14 protein-coding genes and 2 tRNA genes are annotated in these 16,887 nt (G+C 72.9%); 9 read left to right on the top strand and 7 right to left on the bottom strand.

Going from position 1 to position 16,887, the window contains the following annotated elements; all coding sequences use genetic code 11:
* Window positions 1–1,215: 1,215 nt before the first annotated feature.
* Together K4G22_RS21280 and pepN are read right to left on the bottom strand one after the other, a co-directional pair.
* On the bottom strand, window positions 1,216–2,226 hold the full coding sequence (locus K4G22_RS21280) for a hypothetical protein (protein WP_228081911.1): 1,011 nt from the start codon (window positions 2,224–2,226) through the stop codon (window positions 1,216–1,218).
* Window positions 2,227–2,379: 153 nt separating this feature from the next.
* Window positions 2,380–4,971, bottom strand: coding sequence for an aminopeptidase N (gene pepN / locus K4G22_RS21285; RefSeq protein ID WP_228081912.1), 2,592 nt, complete (start codon window positions 4,969–4,971; stop codon window positions 2,380–2,382).
* 221 nt (window positions 4,972–5,192) lie between these two features.
* On the opposite strand from pepN, the gene K4G22_RS21290 reads away from it, so the two are divergent.
* Complete coding sequence (locus K4G22_RS21290) at window positions 5,193–5,840, top strand: DsbA family protein (protein WP_228081913.1); 648 nt, start codon at window positions 5,193–5,195, stop codon at window positions 5,838–5,840.
* 156 nt (window positions 5,841–5,996) lie between these two features.
* Here the strand turns inward: K4G22_RS21290 and K4G22_RS21295 are convergent, their stop codons facing one another.
* On the bottom strand, window positions 5,997–6,638 hold the full coding sequence (locus tag K4G22_RS21295; RefSeq protein WP_228081914.1) for a superoxide dismutase: 642 nt from the start codon (window positions 6,636–6,638) through the stop codon (window positions 5,997–5,999).
* Between the two features lie 51 nt (window positions 6,639–6,689).
* Window positions 6,690–7,151: a GNAT family N-acetyltransferase gene (locus K4G22_RS21300; protein ID WP_228081919.1), complete on the bottom strand. Its 462-nt coding sequence runs from the start codon at window positions 7,149–7,151 to the stop codon at window positions 6,690–6,692.
* Window positions 7,152–7,242: 91 nt separating this feature from the next.
* On the opposite strand from K4G22_RS21300, the gene K4G22_RS21305 reads away from it, so the two are divergent.
* The 3 genes from K4G22_RS21305 to K4G22_RS21315 are packed head-to-tail and all read left to right on the top strand — an operon-like array spanning window position 7,243 to window position 9,212.
* Complete coding sequence (locus K4G22_RS21305; RefSeq protein WP_228081922.1) at window positions 7,243–7,848, top strand: biotin transporter BioY; 606 nt, start codon at window positions 7,243–7,245, stop codon at window positions 7,846–7,848.
* 57 nt (window positions 7,849–7,905) lie between these two features.
* Window positions 7,906–8,382 (top strand): ribose-5-phosphate isomerase, encoded by a 477-nt coding sequence (locus K4G22_RS21310; RefSeq protein WP_228081924.1) that lies wholly within the window; start codon window positions 7,906–7,908, stop codon window positions 8,380–8,382.
* Window positions 8,382–9,212: an Fpg/Nei family DNA glycosylase gene (locus K4G22_RS21315; RefSeq protein ID WP_228081926.1), complete on the top strand. Its 831-nt coding sequence runs from the start codon at window positions 8,382–8,384 to the stop codon at window positions 9,210–9,212. The genes K4G22_RS21310 and K4G22_RS21315 overlap by 1 nt, the downstream gene beginning before the upstream one ends.
* 69 nt (window positions 9,213–9,281) lie before the next feature.
* Here the strand turns inward: K4G22_RS21315 and K4G22_RS21320 are convergent, their stop codons facing one another.
* Window positions 9,282–10,514: a GNAT family N-acetyltransferase gene (locus K4G22_RS21320; RefSeq protein WP_228081927.1), complete on the bottom strand. Its 1,233-nt coding sequence runs from the start codon at window positions 10,512–10,514 to the stop codon at window positions 9,282–9,284.
* Window positions 10,515–10,672: 158 nt separating this feature from the next.
* Between K4G22_RS21320 and K4G22_RS21325 the strand changes: the two genes are divergently transcribed.
* Together K4G22_RS21325 and K4G22_RS21330 are read left to right on the top strand one after the other, a co-directional pair.
* On the top strand, window positions 10,673–11,830 hold the full coding sequence (locus K4G22_RS21325) for a PP2C family protein-serine/threonine phosphatase (protein ID WP_228081928.1): 1,158 nt from the start codon (window positions 10,673–10,675) through the stop codon (window positions 11,828–11,830).
* 233 nt (window positions 11,831–12,063) lie between these two features.
* Window positions 12,064–12,879, top strand: a complete 816-nt coding sequence (locus K4G22_RS21330; protein WP_228081929.1) for a M23 family metallopeptidase — start codon at window positions 12,064–12,066, stop codon at window positions 12,877–12,879.
* Window positions 12,880–12,924: 45 nt separating this feature from the next.
* Here K4G22_RS21330 and K4G22_RS21335 read toward each other — a convergent pair whose 3' ends face one another.
* The gene (locus tag K4G22_RS21335) at window positions 12,925–14,121 is read right to left on the bottom strand and encodes an acyltransferase family protein (protein ID WP_228081931.1); all 1,197 of its coding nucleotides are present in this window, start codon (window positions 14,119–14,121) and stop codon (window positions 12,925–12,927) included.
* Window positions 14,122–14,604: 483 nt separating this feature from the next.
* Between K4G22_RS21335 and K4G22_RS21340 the strand changes: the two genes are divergently transcribed.
* Entirely contained in the window at window positions 14,605–14,817 is a 213-nt protein-coding gene (locus tag K4G22_RS21340) for a hypothetical protein (RefSeq protein WP_097233682.1), read from the top strand.
* 121 nt (window positions 14,818–14,938) lie between these two features.
* On the opposite strand, the gene K4G22_RS21345 is transcribed toward K4G22_RS21340, so the two are convergent.
* A tRNA-Gly gene (locus K4G22_RS21345) sits at window positions 14,939–15,009 on the bottom strand.
* 170 nt (window positions 15,010–15,179) lie between these two features.
* Between K4G22_RS21345 and K4G22_RS21350 the strand changes: the two genes are divergently transcribed.
* Both K4G22_RS21350 and tig read left to right on the top strand, forming a co-directional pair.
* Window positions 15,180–15,256 (top strand) — tRNA-Pro (locus tag K4G22_RS21350).
* 100 nt (window positions 15,257–15,356) lie between these two features.
* On the top strand, window positions 15,357–16,811 hold the full coding sequence (gene tig, locus K4G22_RS21355; RefSeq protein WP_228081932.1) for a trigger factor: 1,455 nt from the start codon (window positions 15,357–15,359) through the stop codon (window positions 16,809–16,811).
* Window positions 16,812–16,887 lie beyond the last annotated feature (76 nt).

Raw genomic sequence — 16,887 nt, forward strand, 5'->3', positions numbered from 1 at the left:
GCCTTCGGCCTCGCCGTCGGTTGAGCGCCGCGTGCTGCGCGTTCTCGCCGGACCCCCGGCCCGCGCCGCGCGCTTGCGCTCGTACCGACCCGGCTCCCATTCCCGCAGAGCGCGGACGGCCCCGCGGCCCCCGGCCCCTGGGCCCGCGGCCCTCAGCCTTCCGGCTGCCCGGCGCCCGGCGCCCGGCCCCGGCCCTGCGGCCCCCGGTACTGCGGCCCCCGGTACTGCGGCCCCCGGCCCCCGAGCCTCCCGGCTCCGGTCTCAGGGCTCCGGTCCCGTGGCCCCCGGTCCCTGGGCCTCCCGGCTCCGGTCTCAGGGCTCCGGGCCCCCGGCTCCTGGCCCCTGGGCCTCCCGGTGCTTGGCCCCCTGGCCTCCGGCCCGGGGCTTCCTGGCCCCGCATCGCCCGGTCTCCCGGCCCCCGGTCCCCGGCCCCTGGGCCTCCGGGCCCCCGGCCCTTGGGCCTCCGGGCCTCCCGGCCTCCCGGCCCCTGGGCCCCTGGGCCTCCGGGCCTCCGGGCCTCCGGGCCTCCCGGCCTCCCGGTCTCCCGGCCCCCGGTCCCCGGCCCTTGGGCCTCCGGGCCCCCGGCTCCTGGCCCCTGGGCTTCCCGGCCCCTGGGCCTCCCGGCGCCCGGCGCCCGAGTCTCCCGGCTGGGGCGCCCCCGGCCCTCGGCTTACCGGCCCCCGGCTCCTGGCCCCTGGGCTTCCGGGCCTCCCGGCCCGCGGCCCCTGGGCTTCCCGGCCCCTGGGTCTCCCGGCCCCTGGGTCTCCCGGCCCCTGGGCCTCCCGGCCCCCGAGTCTCCGGGCCTCCGGGCCTACCGGCCCCACATTGCCCGGTCTCCCGGCCCGGGGCCTCCCGGCTCCCGGCCCCGGCCCTGCGGCCCCCGGCCCTGCGGCCCCCGGTACTGCGGCCTCCGGCCTCCGAGCCTCCCGGCTCCGGTCCCGTGGCCCCCGGCCCCTGGGCCTCCCGGTGCTTGGCCCCCTGGCCTCCGGCCCGGGGCTTCCTGGCCCCGCATCGCCCGGTCTCCCGGCCTCCGGGCCTCCGGGCCTCCGGGCCTCCGGGCCTCCCGGCCCCCGAGCCCCCGGCCCCCCGGCCCCGGCCCCTGGGCCTCCCGGCCCGGGGCCGTCGGGCCCCAGCCTTCGGCCGGCCCGGGGGCCGGGGCTTCGGGCGGGTCGGGGTGGGTAGCGGTCCGTGGTCGAGGCCGCCCTGGCAAGGGCTTCAGTGGGGGAGGACGACGACCCAGTCCGTGGTGGGGCGGGTGGCCGCGGCCTGGAGGGCGGCGCGGACCGCTGTGGCCTGGCGGCGCCAGGATGTCTGGAGGGCGCGTGGCGGGATCCGTACCAGCGTCACGCCGAGCCCCTTGAGGGTCTGCTCGCGGCGGTGGCGTTCGGCGTCCCGGGGGGTGGGCCGCTGGCCGCGCTGGCGGGGGACGCGGGTGTCGAGGTGGATCGCGACGGCCGCCTCGGGCCAGTAGGCGTCGACCCGGCCGAGGAAGGGCCCGCCCGGCAGCCAGAGGGCGACGTTCCAGCAGGGGTCGGGGAGCCCGCCCTGGCGGACCATGTGGAAGAGCAGGTCCTCGGCGGCCGGTCGGCCGGCCGCGAGGAGGTCGTCGACGGCCACCGCGACGCCGGGGTCGTCCAGCCAGCCGGCGTGGTCCAACTCGGCGATCAGGGACCGGGGTTCGCAGTGGCCACGGCGCACCGCCTCGTGTAGCGGCAGCCGGTCCCTGGCGGTGTCCGGCAGATGCGGGAGCGCGTCGGCCAGCGCGCGGGCGACGGGGGCGACGGGGAGGCCGGCGACCCGTACCGGTCGGGGGAGCCGCGCGGTGCGCGTGATCCGCGCTGGCCCGACGGAACGCAGCCGCCTGGTGTGCGGGACCAGTACGTCGACCCGGTCGTCGGGCGCGCCGGGTTCGGGCGCCCTCGCCAGTCCGTGCAGCGCCAGCCCGTGCAGCGCCAGCGCGGCGAGGCCGGTGAGGACGGCCTCGCCGGAGCCGCCTGCGGTGTAGCGGAGGACGGCGTGCAGCAGTTCGGGTCGGTCCGGCGGGTCGGCGTGCAGCAGCACCACGCCGGGGAGCGGCATCTGCCAGGGCCCGCCGGGGCGGCAGCGGCGGCGGGTGGCCGCGGGGGAGACCCCTTGGGCGCGCAGCGCTTCGATGGTGGTCACCCGCCGTGCTGCGTCGGCGAGTTCGGGCCGTTGTCCAGGCGTGAGCGGCACGTCGTGGTTCATGCACCGGCGATTCCCGCTGGGCACCCGTTCGGCTACCTCTGTTACACAGCCGTGGAGAAACAGCGACATCCCGCCGCGCTTCGGGCAAACGTTCCCCCTGGCGAGGGGGTTGACGCCGTGCGGCCGGCGCGCACCGGCCGCACGGCGTCGGGGTCAGACGTCGGCGGCCTGGGCGTCGAGGGCGCGGGCCAGATCGGCTCGGGCCTCGATGACCAGCCGTCGCAGGGCCGGCGGCGCCGACTCGTGGGCCGCCAGCCAGGCGTCGGTGGCGGCCAGGGTCTCGGGCGAGTCCTGGAAGGCGGGGAAGAGACCGCGCACGATGTCCATGGCGATCTCGATGGTCCGCTCCCGCCAGACGTCCCCGATGACGGCGAAGTACCGCTCGGCATAGGGCGCCAGCAGCTCCCGCTGGTCCGGCTCGGCGAAGCCGTCGATGCTCGCCTCGACGAGCGCGTTGGAGAGCCGGTCGCTCTCCACCACCGCGGCCCAGACCTCCTCCTTGACCTTGGCGTCGGGGCGCGCGGCCAGGGCGCGGACCTGGTGACGGTTGCCCGAGGCGGTGTCGTCCCTGGCGCGTTCGGCCTGGATCTCGTCCAGGCCGACGCGGCCACCGCCGGCCAGCGCCTTGACCAGCAGCCAGCGCAGCTCCTGGTCGACGTCGAGCCCGTCGATCCTGGCGTTGCCGGCGAGCAGCCCGGACAGCAGCTGGAAGTCGCTGTCGGACGTGGCACTGCTGGCGAAGAAGCGGACCCAGGCCAGCTGTTGGTCGCTGGCCGGCTCGGCGCGCCGCAGCTCGCCGAGCGCGGCCTGGGCCAGCCGCGCGCCGGCCTCGGCGCGGCGCGGCGCCGGCGTGTAGGAGTGCAGCGCCGTGCCCGCCCAGGCGTGCACCATCTGGAGCACGCCGATCTCGGACTCGGCGCCGGCGAAGTCCCGTACCAGCGCGAGGAAGTCGCGGGCCGGCAGCAGCGCGTCCCTGGTGAGGTTCCACAGCGCCGACCAGCACAGGGCGCGGGCCAACGGGTCCTCGATATCGCCCAGACGGGAGCGCAGGGTGTTCAGCGAGTCCTCGTCGAACCTGGTCTTGCAGTAGCTCAGGTCCTCGTCGTTGACCAGGATCAGCTCGGGCCGCTCCGCGCCCGTGAGGGCCGGCACGGCGGTGAGCTCGCCGGCCACGTCGATCTCGGCCTGGGCGTAACGGGTCAGCGCGCCGACGCCGTTCTCCCGCCGGTAGAGGCCGACGGCGATCCGGTGCGGGCGCAGCGTGGGGTGGGCGGGGTCGGCCTCCTGCCGCACGGACAGCTCGGTGATCCGACCGTCGGCGGCGTAGGTGACCTGCGGGGTGAGGGAGTTGACGCCGGCGGTCTGGAGCCAGGCGGCGGCCCACTCGGCCATGTCCCGGCCCGAGGTCTCGCCGAGCACGGCCAGCAGATCCCGCAGCGTGGTGTTGCCGTAGGCGTGGCGCTGGAAGTAGCGGCGGGCGCCCTCGAAGAACGCGTCCTTCCCGACATAGGCGACCAGCTGCTTGAGCACCGAGGCGCCCTTGGCGTAGGTGATCCCGTCGAAGTTGAGCTTGGCGTCCTGGAGGTCGCGGATGTCGGCGGTGACGGGGTGCGTGGTGGGCTGCTGGTCGGCCTGGTAGGCCCACGCCTTGCGGCGGTTGGCGAAGCTGATCCAGCCGCCGCTGAACTCGGTCGCCTCGACCAGCGCGTAGGCGCCCATGTAGTCGGCGAAGGACTCCTTGAGCCAGAGGTCGTCCCACCACTCCATGGTCACCAGGTCGCCGAACCACATGTGCGCCATCTCGTGCAGCAGGGTGTTGGCCCGGCCCTGGTAGGCGGCCCTGGTGGTGCGGCCCCGGAAGACGTACTCCTCGCGGAAGGTGACGCAGCCCGGGTTCTCCATCGCGCCGAGGTTGTACTCGGGGACGAACGCCTGGTCGTACTTGCCGAACGGGTACGGGTAGCCGAAGTGGTCGTGGAAGAAGTCCAGGCCGCTTCGGGTGGTGTCGAGGATCGTCTCGGCGTCGAAGTGCGGGGCCAGCGCCTTGCGGCAGAGGGCGCCCAGCGGGATGTCCAGCGTCTCGCCGTCGTCGAGGCGGCGCCGGTAGGAGCCGGCGACATAGTGGTAGGGGCCGGCGACGACCGCGGTGATGTAGGTGGAGATCGGCCTCGTGGTCGCGAACCGCCAGGTCGCCGCCGTGCCGCCGGTCAGCTCCTCGCGCCGCTCCTCGGCCCCGTTGCTGAGCACCACCCAGTGCGCGGGCGCGGTGATCCGGAAGGAGAACGGCGCCTTGAGGTCCGGCTGTTCGAAGTTGGCGAACACCCGCCGGGCGTCGGCCGGCTCGTACTGGGTGTAGAGGTAGATCTCCCCGTCCTCGGGGTCGGTGAAGTGGTGCAGCCCCTCGCCGGTGTGGCTGTAGGCGCAACTGGCGTCCACCACCAGCTCGTTCTCCGCGCGTAGCGCGCGCAGCGTGATGCGGGTGCCGTCGAAGACCTGGTCCGTCGCCAGCGAGGCTCCGTTGAGGGTCACCGAGTGCACATGGGGGGCGAGGAGGTCGACGAAGCTGTCGGCGCCCTCCTCGGCGCTGGCGAAGCGGATGGTGGTGGTGGAGCGGAAGGTGCGCGGCCCCTCGGCCGGTGGCGGGTCGGTGGCGGCGCGCAGGTCGAGTGCGACGTCGTAGCCGTGCACCGTCAGCAGCCTGGCCCGCTCGCGGGCTTCGTCGCGGGTGAGGTTCTCTCCGGGCACGCTTATGACTCCCTGTTGTGACGTGCTTCTTTCCGCCTCGCGCTGGGCCGGCGTGAAAGGCCTCGGCCCGGCGTTCCTCGCGCGGGCGCGTGTCAGCATGTCACGGGAGGCCGGACGCCGCACGGTGGAATGCGATCGGCGCACGTCGTGTTGGCCACGACGCGGGGCGCGGCGCGTCCGGGTCCCGCCGCGCCCGACAACCCTGCGAAGAGGAGACACAGATGGCGGAGAACGCGACCGGGGACGTGGTGCGGGCGGACTTCTGGTTCGACCCGCTCTGCCCCTGGGCCTGGATGACCTCCCGCTGGATGCTGGAGGTCGAGAAGGTCCGCCCGGTGCGGGTCAGCTGGCATGTGATGAGCCTGGCCGTGCTCAACGAGCCGAAGCTGGACGAGCTGCCCCCCGAGTACGCCGAGCTGCTCCGCGAGGCCTGGGGCCCGGTGCGGGTCTGTATCGCGGCGGAGCAGGCGCACGGCAACGAGGTGCTCGGCCCGCTCTACACGGCGCTCGGCGAACGCTTCCACCACCGGGGCCTGGAGAAGAACCGCGCCACGCTCGTCGAGGCGCTGGAGGAGGCCGGCCTGCCGGCCGAGTTGGCCGACGCGGCCGAGTCCGACGCCCTCGACACCGAGCTGCGGGCCTCGCACAAGGTGGGCATCGACCTGGTCGGCCAGGACGTCGGCACCCCGGTGATCTCGGTGCCCGGCGCCGACGGCGAGCCGATCGCCTTCTTCGGCCCGGTGGTCACCCCGGCGCCCAAGGGCGAGGCGGCGGCGCGGCTCTGGGACGGGACGCTGCTGGTGGCGAGCACGCCCGGCTTCTACGAGATCAAGCGGACCAGGGACGTGGGCCCCCAGTTCGACGTCTGAGCGCCCGGCGCCCGACCTGGGATCACCTCGGGCATGTGAGACGGCCCCCGCGCGATGCCTCCGCGCGGGGGCCGCTCCCGTGACCGGCCCGCCCCACCCCGGCGGGGCGTGAGAAGACGATCGGGCGGAACCGGGGCCCAAGGTCGCCGCGCCGCGTCAGGGCGCCAGCGTCAGCGCGGCGGCGTTGGTCCTGGCCGCGGTGTAACGGGCCGCGACGTCCTGCCAGTTGACCACGCGCCACATCGCCTCGACGAAGTCCACCTTCTGGTTGCGGTACTGGAGGTAGAAGGCGTGCTCCCAGGCGTCGAAGACCAGCAGCGGAACGGAGCCCTGGCCGACGTTCCCCTGGTGGTCGTAGATCTGCTCCACCACGAGACGCCCGCTGACCGGCTCGAACGCCAGCACGCCCCAGCCGGAGCCCTGGGTGGTCGCCGAGGCCTTGGAGAGCTGGGCCTTGAACTTCGCGAAGGAGCCGAACGACTCGGCGATGGCGTCCGCCAGCTCCCCCGTGCCGTCCCTCTCCAGCGGCTCGCCCCCACCGTCACCGGTCATGTTGCGCCAGTAGATGGAGTGCAGGATGTGGCCGGAGAGATGGAACGCGAGGTTCTTCTCCAGCCCGTTGATCGAGTCCCAGGCGTCCTTGTCCCGCGCCTCGGCGAGCCGGTCCAGGGTGTCGTTGGCCCCTTTGACGTAGGCCGCGTGGTGCTTGTCGTGGTGCAGTTCGATGATCTCCCCGCTGATGACCGGCTCCAGGGAGGCGTAGTCGTAGGGGAGGTCGGGGAGCGTGTAGATGGCCATGCCGTTGCCTGTCTCCACTAATTGCGAGTGATGTGCAATAGCGGAACGCTATCAGTAGTGCCCGATCGGCGCCTTGCGGAGCACGACCTCCGTGCCGGCCGCCTCCACCGTCATCCCGCACCCCCGGTAGAAGTCGACGGCCGCCCGACCGTCCGTCAGCACCCACAGCTCCCGATGGCCGCCGGCCAGCGCCCAGGACTCGACGGCGGCGAACAGCGCGCGGCCCACCCCGCGCCGCCGGTCCTCCGGGCGCACCACCACCCCGATCAGCCAGGGCCCGGCCGTCCGGCGGTCCGGCGGATCCCGCACGGCCAGGCCCATCCCGCCCAGCACCCTCCCGTCGTCATGGGCCACCCAGGTCGCCGGCAGCGTCTCGCGGCCCGACTCGGCCTCGGCCAGCGCGATCCAGTCGGCCAGCCGTTCCCGACCCGGCTCCCCGCCCCACTCGGCGAAACGGATCCGCGCGAGGGGAACGGTCAACTCCGGTCGCTCGGCAAGCAGTTCGATCAACATTCGAACAGTGTCGGCAAGCTCACTCCGAAGACGCCACCGCATTCGGCTAGCGTCGGATGGTCCCGCTCGTTCGAAGCTCTGGAGTACACCCATGAGTTCAGCCGTCGTCAACGGCAGCCCGCGTGCCGTGCTGGCCGATCTGCTCCCCGCGGCCAGCCACTCCGCGGCGCGCGTGAGAGACGTGGCGCTGATCCTCGGCGGCGCCGCGCTCACCGGCGCCGCGGCCCAGATCGCCGTCCCCGTCCCCGGCTCTCCCGTCCCCGTCACCGGACAGACGTTCGCCGCGCTGCTGATCGGCGCCTCCTTCGGCACCGGCCGCGCCATGCTGTCCATGACCTTCTACGTGCTCGCCGGCATGGCCGGGATGCCGTGGTTCTCCGAGGGCACCTCCGGCTACGGCATGCCGTCCTTCGGCTATCTGCTCGGCATGCTGCTGGCCGCCGCCGTGGTCGGCGCCCTCGCCCGCAGGGGCGGCGACCGCACGGTGCCGCGCACCATCGGCACCATGGCGCTGGGCAGCGTCATCATCTACGGCATCGGCGTCCCCTACCTCGCGCTGGCCACGGGGATGTCGCCGAGCGAGGCGATCTCCGCGGGCCTGACGCCCTTCCTGCTCGGCGACGCCCTCAAGGTGGCGCTGGCCATGGGTGCGCTGCCGGCCGCCTGGCACCTGCTGGGACGGCGCTCGGGGGACTGACGTCCGGGGCGGGAGCCGGCGGCGGACGACCGCCGGCGCCATGCCATATTGGGGGCCATGCGCGTCTACCTCGCCTCCGACCACGCCGGATACGAACTGAAGAACCACCTGGTCGACTGGCTCGCCCAGCACGGCCACGAGCCCGTCGACTGCGGCCCCACCCACTACGACGCCGAAGACGACTACCCCCCGTTCTGCCTGCGCGCGGCCGAGCGGGTCGCCGCGGAGCCCGAGGCCCTCGGCGTCGTCATCGGCGGCTCGGGCAACGGCGAGGCCATCGCGGCCAACAAGGTCACCGGCGTCCGCTGCGCCCTGGCCTGGAGCGAGGAGACCGCGCGCCTGGGCCGCGAGCACAACAACGCCAACGTGCTCAGCGTCGGGGCCCGGATGCACACCACGGACGAGGCCACCTCGTTCGTCGCCGTCTTCCTCGACACCGCCTACTCGGGCGCCGAGCGCCACAGCCGGCGGATCGACATGCTCGCCGCCTACGAGACGGACGGCACGCTGCCCCCGCTGCCCGAGCAGGACTGATGCCCGAGGGCCACGTCATCCACCGGCTGGCGGCCGACTACGCGGAACGGTTCGCCGGCCGGCCGGTGCGGGTGGACAGCCCCCAGGGCAAGTTCGCCGACACCGCGGCGCTGCTCGACGGCCAGCCGATGACCGGCACCGAGGCCCACGGCAAGCATTTGTTCCTCGGATTTCCCGGGGCCCTCGGGTTCCCCGAGCCGCTGGGCTGGGTCCACGTCCACCTCGGCCTCTACGGCAAGGTCGCCTTCGGCACCGGTCCCGCGCCCGCCCCCGTCGGCCAGATACGGCTCCGCCTGGCCAACGGCGAGCACTGGGCCGAGCTCCGCGGCCCCAACACCTGCGCGCTGCGCACCGAGCAGGAGCGGGCCGCCGTCGCCGCGCGCCTCGGCCCCGACCCGCTGCGCGCCGACGCCGACCCCGAGGCCGCCTGGCGCCGCGTCTCCACCAGCCGCACGGCCGTCGCCACCCTGCTGATGGACCAGAGCGTGATCGCCGGCGTGGGCAACGCCTACCGCGCCGAGGTCCTCTTCCGGCACGGCATCGCCCCCCACCGGGCCGGCCGTGACCTGGGCCGGTCCGAATGGGAAGCCTGTTGGGCCGATCTGGTCAGCCTGATGCGGGAGGGCGTCCGGCTGGGCCGGATCGACACCGTCCGCCCCGAACACACCCCCGAGGCGATGGGGCGCCCGCCCAGGGTGGACGACCACGGCGGCGAGGTCTATGTCTACCGCAGGGCCGGTCAGAGCTGTCTGGTCTGCGAGGGACCGGTGGCGACCGCACCCCTCGCCGCCAGAAATCTCTTCTGGTGTCCACGCTGTCAGCGCCGCTGAGACTGCCGGATGTCGGTGCGGGCCCGTATCCTCGGGCTTCATCAGGTGACTGGGGGTGGAATGTTGGGGTTAGAAGCCGTGCGGCAACCAGGGCGCCAGATGATGGCCGAAGGCCGTCGAGGCCGACGCCAGCGCTCCCGCGCGCTCCTCGCTGACCAGCCCGGCCGTCGCCAGCCCGGCCAACGAGCTGTCGCCCAGGTAGGCGGTGCTCAACGCCCGCACATCCAGGGTCAGTTCGGCGGCGTCCCCGGTGCGCTCGCAGACCGCCCCGCTCGCGCCGCCGCTCAGCCGCCACCGGCCCGCGTTCCAGGGACAGAAGTCGTCCTTCACATCGAGCACCACGTCCACCTCGGTCGCGTAGCGGCGCGCCGCCAGCGCGCCGCCCACCTCGACCGTCCGCAGATGGAGCCGGTCCCGCACCTGGAGCGAACAGCTGCGGACATCGTTCACCAGATGCTGGAAGGGGTCGTCCACCGGACGGCCCGTCAGGTGCACCCAGGACATCAGGTCCAGGCCCAGCAGGTAGCGCAGCAGCGCGGCGTAGGCGGCCGGATCGACCGCGTCCAGATCCCGGACGAGCACCTGCCCCACCGGCACGGTCTGGTCCCAGAGCGGCTTGCTCGCGTAGCGGGCGTAGCCGAGCAGCTCCCCGTCCCGCTCGGCCAGCACACAGCGCCGCTCGGAGGCGCCGCCGCGCTCCCGCTCCGGATCCAGCAGCGGCAGCCGCTCCCAGCCGGGGCGCCGCTCCAGCATCCCCGGCCGCCGGCCCAGCAGTTCGGCGTAGAGCGCCTCGCAGCGCTCCAGCGCCTCCCCGGGCGAGACCACGGTCAGCTCGATGTCGTCGATGCCCGGCGGGGCGATGGCCAGCTCCACCCGATGGGTGTCGATCCGCGCGGTGAGCGAACGCGCCGCCACGCCGTAGCCGAACCTGCCGTAGATCGCGGCCTCGGCCGCCGTCAGCAGCGAGAGGGTCTCGCCGCGCTCGTACGCGTCCCGCAGCCCGTCGGCCATCAGCCGGCGCAGCAGCCCGCGCCTGCGGTGCGTCCCGGCCACGGAGACCATGGTCACCCCGCCGGCGTCGACCACCGCGCCGCCGGGCAGCGAGACGCCCAGGTTGAACGCGCCGAAGGTGCCGACCACCCGGCCCCGGTCGAAGGCGCCCACACTCCGGTCGAGATCCGCCAGATCCCGCCAGAGCTTCGCCTCCTCCGGAGCCTCGGGAACACCGCCGAACGCCCATTCAAGGGCGCCGTACCAGCGCTCCCACTCGTCTTCCTTGATGGTCCGCACCTCGATCGTCATGCGGACATACCTACCAAGGATCACCCTCCCGGGCGATTCGATTTCCCCACTTCCACGCGGTCGGGGGGCCGCGCCCACCGGCGCCGCGAGGGCGCACGCATGTCCGAGCATCCCAGGGGTTCGACGTGCGGCTGACCCGGTGGATAAGGTCCCAAACCATGACACGCCCCAGCGTGCCCGCCCCTCCCAAGGAGAGCCTGCGGGCGCGGAGCCGCAAGGTCCTCCACCGCGCGCGCGTCGGGCTGCGCCGATCCGCCGTCGACTACTTCAGGGGCGGCGGTTCGGACTGGATCGCCTTCACGGCCCTGATGCTCTCCATCCCCATGCTCGCCTTCGGCACCGCGACCTGGCCGGAGTGGTGCCCGCCCGAGGCGCTGCTGCTGCCGCTGGTCGCCGCCGGGCTGCTGCTGCGCCCCGCCAGCCTGCTGGGGCTCTACGCCGCCGCGGCCACCGCGCTGGTGCTGGAGACGGCGCTGATCGACGCGGAGCGCTCGGCTCCCGACCCGGTCACGCCCGGAACGATTCTGCTGGTCGCCGCCGTGGCGCTGATCGGCCTGCTGATCGCGCAGTTCCGCAGCCGGGTCGGCGTGCCCTGGCGGCGCGGCCACACCATGCTCTTCGACCTGCGGGAGCGCATCAGCGCACAGAGCGCCCTGCCCGGCCTGCCCGCGGGCTGGCACCACGAGATGTCGCTGCGTCCGGCCGGCGGACAGTCCTTCTCCGGGGACTTCGTGGTCGCCGCCCGCACCGGGCCCGAACGCCGCACGCTGGAGGTGGTGCTGACGGATGTCTCCGGCAAGGGCATGGACGCCGCCTCCCGTTCGCTGCTGCTCTCCGGCGCCTTCGGCGGCCTGCTCGGCTCGCTGCCGCCGCACGGCTTCCTGCCCGCCGCCAACGGCTATCTGCTGCGGCAGAACTGGCAGGAGGGGTTCGCCACCTCCGTCCATCTGGTGCTCGACCTGGACACCGGCGACTACGAGCTGCTCTCAGCGGGGCACCCGCCCGCCCTCCAGCTGAACGCGGGCACCGGGCGGTGGCGGGAGACCACAGCCGAGGGCCCGCTGCTCGGCGTCTACGACGGCGCCGAGTTCCATCCCGCCAAGGGCACGCTGCGCCGCGGCGATGTGCTGATGCTCTTCACCGACGGCCTGGTCGAGCGGCCCGACCAGGACCTCTCCGAGGGCCTCGACCGGCTGACCGGCGCCGCGGACCGCTATGTGGCCACCGGCTTCCGCAACACCGCCTGGCATCTGATCGAGGCCGTCGCCAAGGACGTCAACGACGATCGCGCGCTGGTCCTGATCTGTCGGGAGTAGCCGCCCGCCCGTCGGGTCGGCGCGCGTTCCGGCCAGCTGCCGTCAGCTCCACTCCTCGGCGGTCACCCACCCACAGGGCTGATCACTCGGCGGAGCGTAATGCGCACGTTCCGTGTCGCCGGCGGTGAGCTGCGCGGATGGCCGGGGTCCGGGCTCCCGTCCTGGGCCGAACGGCCCTGGGCGCCGGCCCCGGCCGGATGCGACGCGCCCGTCGGTGGCCTTGGCTCATGATCATGAGCGATGTCAGAGCCCCCGAGGAATCCGAAGAACCCGAGAAACCCGACGCGCCTTATGCGTCCGAGACAACCGCTGGCACCGGGGGCCTTCCCGGTCGCGGCCGACGCGCGGGCGCCCGGCTGGCCCGGCGGGTGTCGGCGCCCCTGACGGCCTTCCGAGGCCGCCGCCTCCTGGCGCGGCGGGCCGCCGGCTGCACCGCCCTCGGCGCGCTGGCGATAGCGGGGCCCTGGGCGGTCTCGGCCATCGGCCACGAGGACCGGCCGGACCAACGGGTGGGCGAGATCGAGCAGTTCCTCGGCGGCGTGGGGGACAACGCGGCCGGGGGCGCGCTCGGCCCCTACTTCGGCGGCCTCACGGAGGGGGACGAGAGCCGCGCCCCGTGGTACTGGCAGCCCCTCGCCGCCGACGAGTGGGCGATGCCGGTCAGCGGCTATCCGATCTCCGCCGCCTACGGGCAGCCGGGCAGCTGGGCCGCCGGCTATCACACGGGCGTGGACTTCGCCCTGCCCGTCGGCACCGCGATCCACTCCGTGGGGCCCGGCACGGTGGCCGAGACCACCTACCACCAGGACTACGGCGCCATGGTGCTGGTCGCCCTGGACGACGGCCACTTCGCCCTCTTCGCCCACCTCTCCCACATCGCCGTCGAGCCGGGCGCGCGGGTCACGGCGGAGAGCTGGCTCGGGGACTCCGGCAACACGGGCCGCAGCACGGGACCGCACCTGCACTTCGAGATCAGGGCCGACCGGAACTACGGCAGCGATGTCGATCCGCTCAGCTATCTCGCCGGGCACGGCGTGGCGGTGCGCTGAGCGGCGCCCGGTGGCCCGCCGCGCGGGCGGGCCACCGGGCGTCCGTCAACCCGCCTTGACCGGCCTGCGGTTGCCCGAGGGGCCCTCGGGGTTGCCGCGCGGCGTCGCGCCGGCCTCCCCGCGCTCGTCGCCCTCCCGCCGGCTGGACCCGCCGTCGCCACGGAACGCCCAGTTCAGGGAGGGTTCCACCAGGCAGCGGAAGACCCGGCGGACCGGCGCGGTGCAGAGCAGGGTGACCACCAGGGCGCCGAGCGCGGTGACCACCACACGTCCGCCCGGGGTGTGCACCCAGGCGGCGTCGTACCACTCCCACCAGCGCGACGCCTTCACCACGAAGCCGTGCAGCAGGTAGCCGTAGATCGTGCCCGCGCCCAGCGCGGTGTACCAGCGTCTGTGCCGGGGCACCCAGGACAGGAACGCGACGCTGAGCACCAGGCCGCAGCCGAAGAGCGCCAGGCTCATCACCACGCCGATCCACCACTCGAAGCCCATCTCCTGGGCGCTCGAACTGCGGTAGAACCACGACGCGTCCATCCGGGGGACCGCCCAGTAGGCGGTGGCCAGCGCGCAGAGGAAGACGGGCAGCGCGGCCAGCCGCACCTCGCGGCGGCGCGCCAGCTCGAAGTGCTCGGGGCGCAGCCGCATGCCCAGCACGAAGAACGGCAGGAACTGTAGGACGCGTTGGATGTTGAGGTCGTCGCCGAGCGAGGGCGCGAAGCTGGCCAGCGCGGCGATCGCCAGGGCGATCGGCATCGGCCAGCGCACGACGTTCCACAGGGGGGCCGTCAACCGCCAGACGAAGAGCGCGATCAGGAACCAGGTGAGGTAGTAGGGGTCCAGGAGGGCGAAGGGGTAGTCCGGGCTGTCGGTGCCCCAGCGCACGAAGAGCACATAGGCGACTCCGAAGATCAGATAGGGCACCAGCACCCCGCTGACCAGTCGCTTCAACTGGTGCGGCCGGGCCGTGAAGTTCCGCGAGAAGTAGCCGGCGATCATGATGAAGGCCGGCATGTGGAACGCGTAGACGAACATGTACAGCGCCGCCGCCGTGCGGGAGTCCTCCCGCAGCGGGGTCCACGCGTGGCCGATCGCGACCAGGACGATGGCCAGGTACTTGGCGTTGTCGAAGAAGGGGTCGCGCGAGGTGGCCCGGGCCTGACCGTCCGTGACTGTCGGTGGGGGGACGGCCTTCGTCGCCCGGACCTCGGGCAAGGGGGCTCGTTGGTTACGGACGTGCAACATTGTTCGCACGATAGCGCTTCTTCAGGTGATCCGTACATTCGCCCGGCGGAGTGCGGGAATCTTCAAGGAGATTCTTGTGATGAAACGAGAATCTCTGGTGAGTGACATCGGACACGCGTCGGAAATCAGGTGATTTGAGAAGGGTAAATCCAGACTAAAGGGTGTGTATCGGATCGGGTCGCCAGCCCTCGGTGATCCGCGCGGTGTGGGAGGAATGGCCTTCGTCGGCCCGTTGATCAAGGGCTTCCGAACGTCCGCGCGGCGCGCTGGAATTGTCGGCGACCCAGAGGCGCGGTGGCTAACGGACAGATAACGGACGAAGTGGCGTCCGATCTCCCCGGAGCGCCGTCCGACGGGTCCTACGGAGGGTCATCCGCCTCCCTTGGCCCGGCAGTTGATGGCACGATGGTGCCTGCGGGGGTGCGGCGGCCGTGGTCAAGCCCCTGACGGAGCAGTGGCGACCTTCCGAAGGTGTGATCAGTTGTGGTTATCTCGTTCTCTCTGGCCCTGCTGTTCGGCGTGATCATGTTCTTCATGATCCGAAGCGGGGCGGTCAAGTGGGGGCCCGCCATCGTGGCGATCCTCTTCGGCTTCTCCCTGGCCTCCACCGGCGCCGCCGACCCCATAAACGACTTCCTTCAGTCCGTCACCGACGGGGTCAACGAGGTGGACGACTCCATCAACAGCGCGCCCTGACCGCCCGCCCCGGAGTCGCGCCCACGACTGCGGGCCCGGTCCCCCGAGGGGGCCGGGCCGGGCCGCTTGGCGGCGTGCGGTGCTGGGGGCGGAGGAACGCGGGAGAACGCGGGAAAAAGAGAGCGGGCGACGGGAATCGAACCCGCGTAGCTGGTTTGGAAGACCAGGGCTCTACCATTGAGCTACGCCCGCACGCGCCGAGAGCGGCATCGCGCCTCGGAGACGCTGAGCATCGTACCAGCGCCCAACCGCCCGCCCCGCCAGGCGACATCGACCGCCACGCGGTCGGCGGGCGCGCCGTGGGCCCGAGGATCGGCCCGCTCCCGCGCCCTGTACGCTACGTACCGCGTCGTGAACCACGACGGGGTGTGGCGCAGCTTGGTAGCGCGTCCGCTTTGGGAGCGGAAGGTCGTCGGTTCGAATCCGGCCACCCCGACCACGTACGATGACTTGCCTGTGCGCCTGTGGTGTGTCCGCAAGACGGGGCGCTTCAGTCGTTTCGCCAGATCTCTCGATTGTCAGCCCCAAGGAGACCGACCGTGAAGAGCGCCGTGGAGACCCTGAACCCCACCCGGGTTCGGCTCACTGTCGAGGTGCCCTTCGAGGAGCTCAAGCCCAGCCTCGACGCGGCGTACCGGAAGATCAACCAGCAGGTCCAGGTGCCGGGCTTCCGTAAGGGAAAGATCCCGGCCCGGATCATCGACCAGCGCTTCGGACGTGGTGCGGTCCTTGAGGAAGCGGTCAACGAGGCGCTGCCCAAGTTCTACACGGACGCGGTCAACGAGGGCGAGCTGAACCCGCTGGGTCAGCCGGATGTCGACATCACCGAGCTGAAGGACAACGAGACGTTGACCTTCACCGCCGAGGTGGACATCCGCCCCGAGCTGGAGATCCCCGACTACTCCGGCATCGAGGTCACCGTCGACGCCGTCGAGGTCTCCGACGAGGATCTGGAGAAGGCGGTCGACCAGCTGCGCGACCGCTTCGCCACCACCACCGTGGTCGAGCGCGAGGCCGCCGACGGCGATGTCGTCAAGATCGACCTTGAGGCCCGGGTGGACGGCGAGGTCCTGGACGACGGGGTGGCCTCCGGCGTCAACTACACGATCGGCTCGGGCCAGATGCTCGAAGGTCTGGACGAGGCCGTCACCGGCCTCGCGGCCGGCGGCACCGCCACCTTCACCAGCGAGCTGCGCGGCGGCTCGGGCGCCGGCCAGGAGGCCGAGGTCACGGTCTCCGTCGAGTCCGTCTCCGCCCGTGAACTGCCCGAGCTGGACGACGACTTCGCCCAGCTGGCCAGCGAGTTCGACACGCTGGAGGAGCTGCGCGACGACAGCCGCAGGCGGCTCACCGAGGAGCGCACCTACCAGCAGGCGACCGAGGCCCAGGAGAAGGTGCTGGACGCGCTCCTTGAGCTGGTCGAGGTCCCGCTGCCGGAGAAGCTGCTGGCCGAGGAGATCAAGACCCGCAAGCACAACCTGGAGCACCACCAGCTGCCCCAGCTCGGCATGGACCTGGAGGCGTACCTCAAGCTCCAGGAGAAGACCGCCGAGGAGTTCGACGACGAGCTGCGGGAGCAGGCCGAGAAGGGCATCCGCACCCAGTTCGTGCTGGACGAGATCGCCAGGCGCGACAACCTCAACGTGAGCCAGGAGGAGCTGACCGAGCACCTGGTGCGCCGGGCCCAGTCCTCGGGGATGAGCCCGGACCAGTTCGCCAAGGCGGTCGTCGAGGGCAACCAGGTCCCGATGCTGGTCGGCGAGGTCACCAGGGGCAAGGCGCTGGCCGCCGTCGTCGAGCGGTCCACGGTCAAGGACAGCAACGGCGAGCTGGTCGAGCTGGACGACGACGCCGAGGAGCCCGCCGTGGAGAACGACGCGGCCCAGGTCGGGGGCGCGGTGGCGGAGTCGACGGACGAGGTGGCCGAGGCCGTCGAGGCCAACGAGGCTGCCACGGCCGGCGAGACGAAGGACGAGAAGCCCAACGACGCGTGAGCCGGCGCGAGTAGCGACTTCGACGGGGCCGGACGCCCACCGCGTCCGGCCCCGTCCGCTACCCGGGGTGAGGGTG

It is taken from the genome of Streptomyces profundus (genome assembly GCF_020740535.1).
Taxonomy (GTDB): Bacteria; Actinomycetota; Actinomycetes; order Streptomycetales; family Streptomycetaceae; genus Streptomyces; species Streptomyces profundus.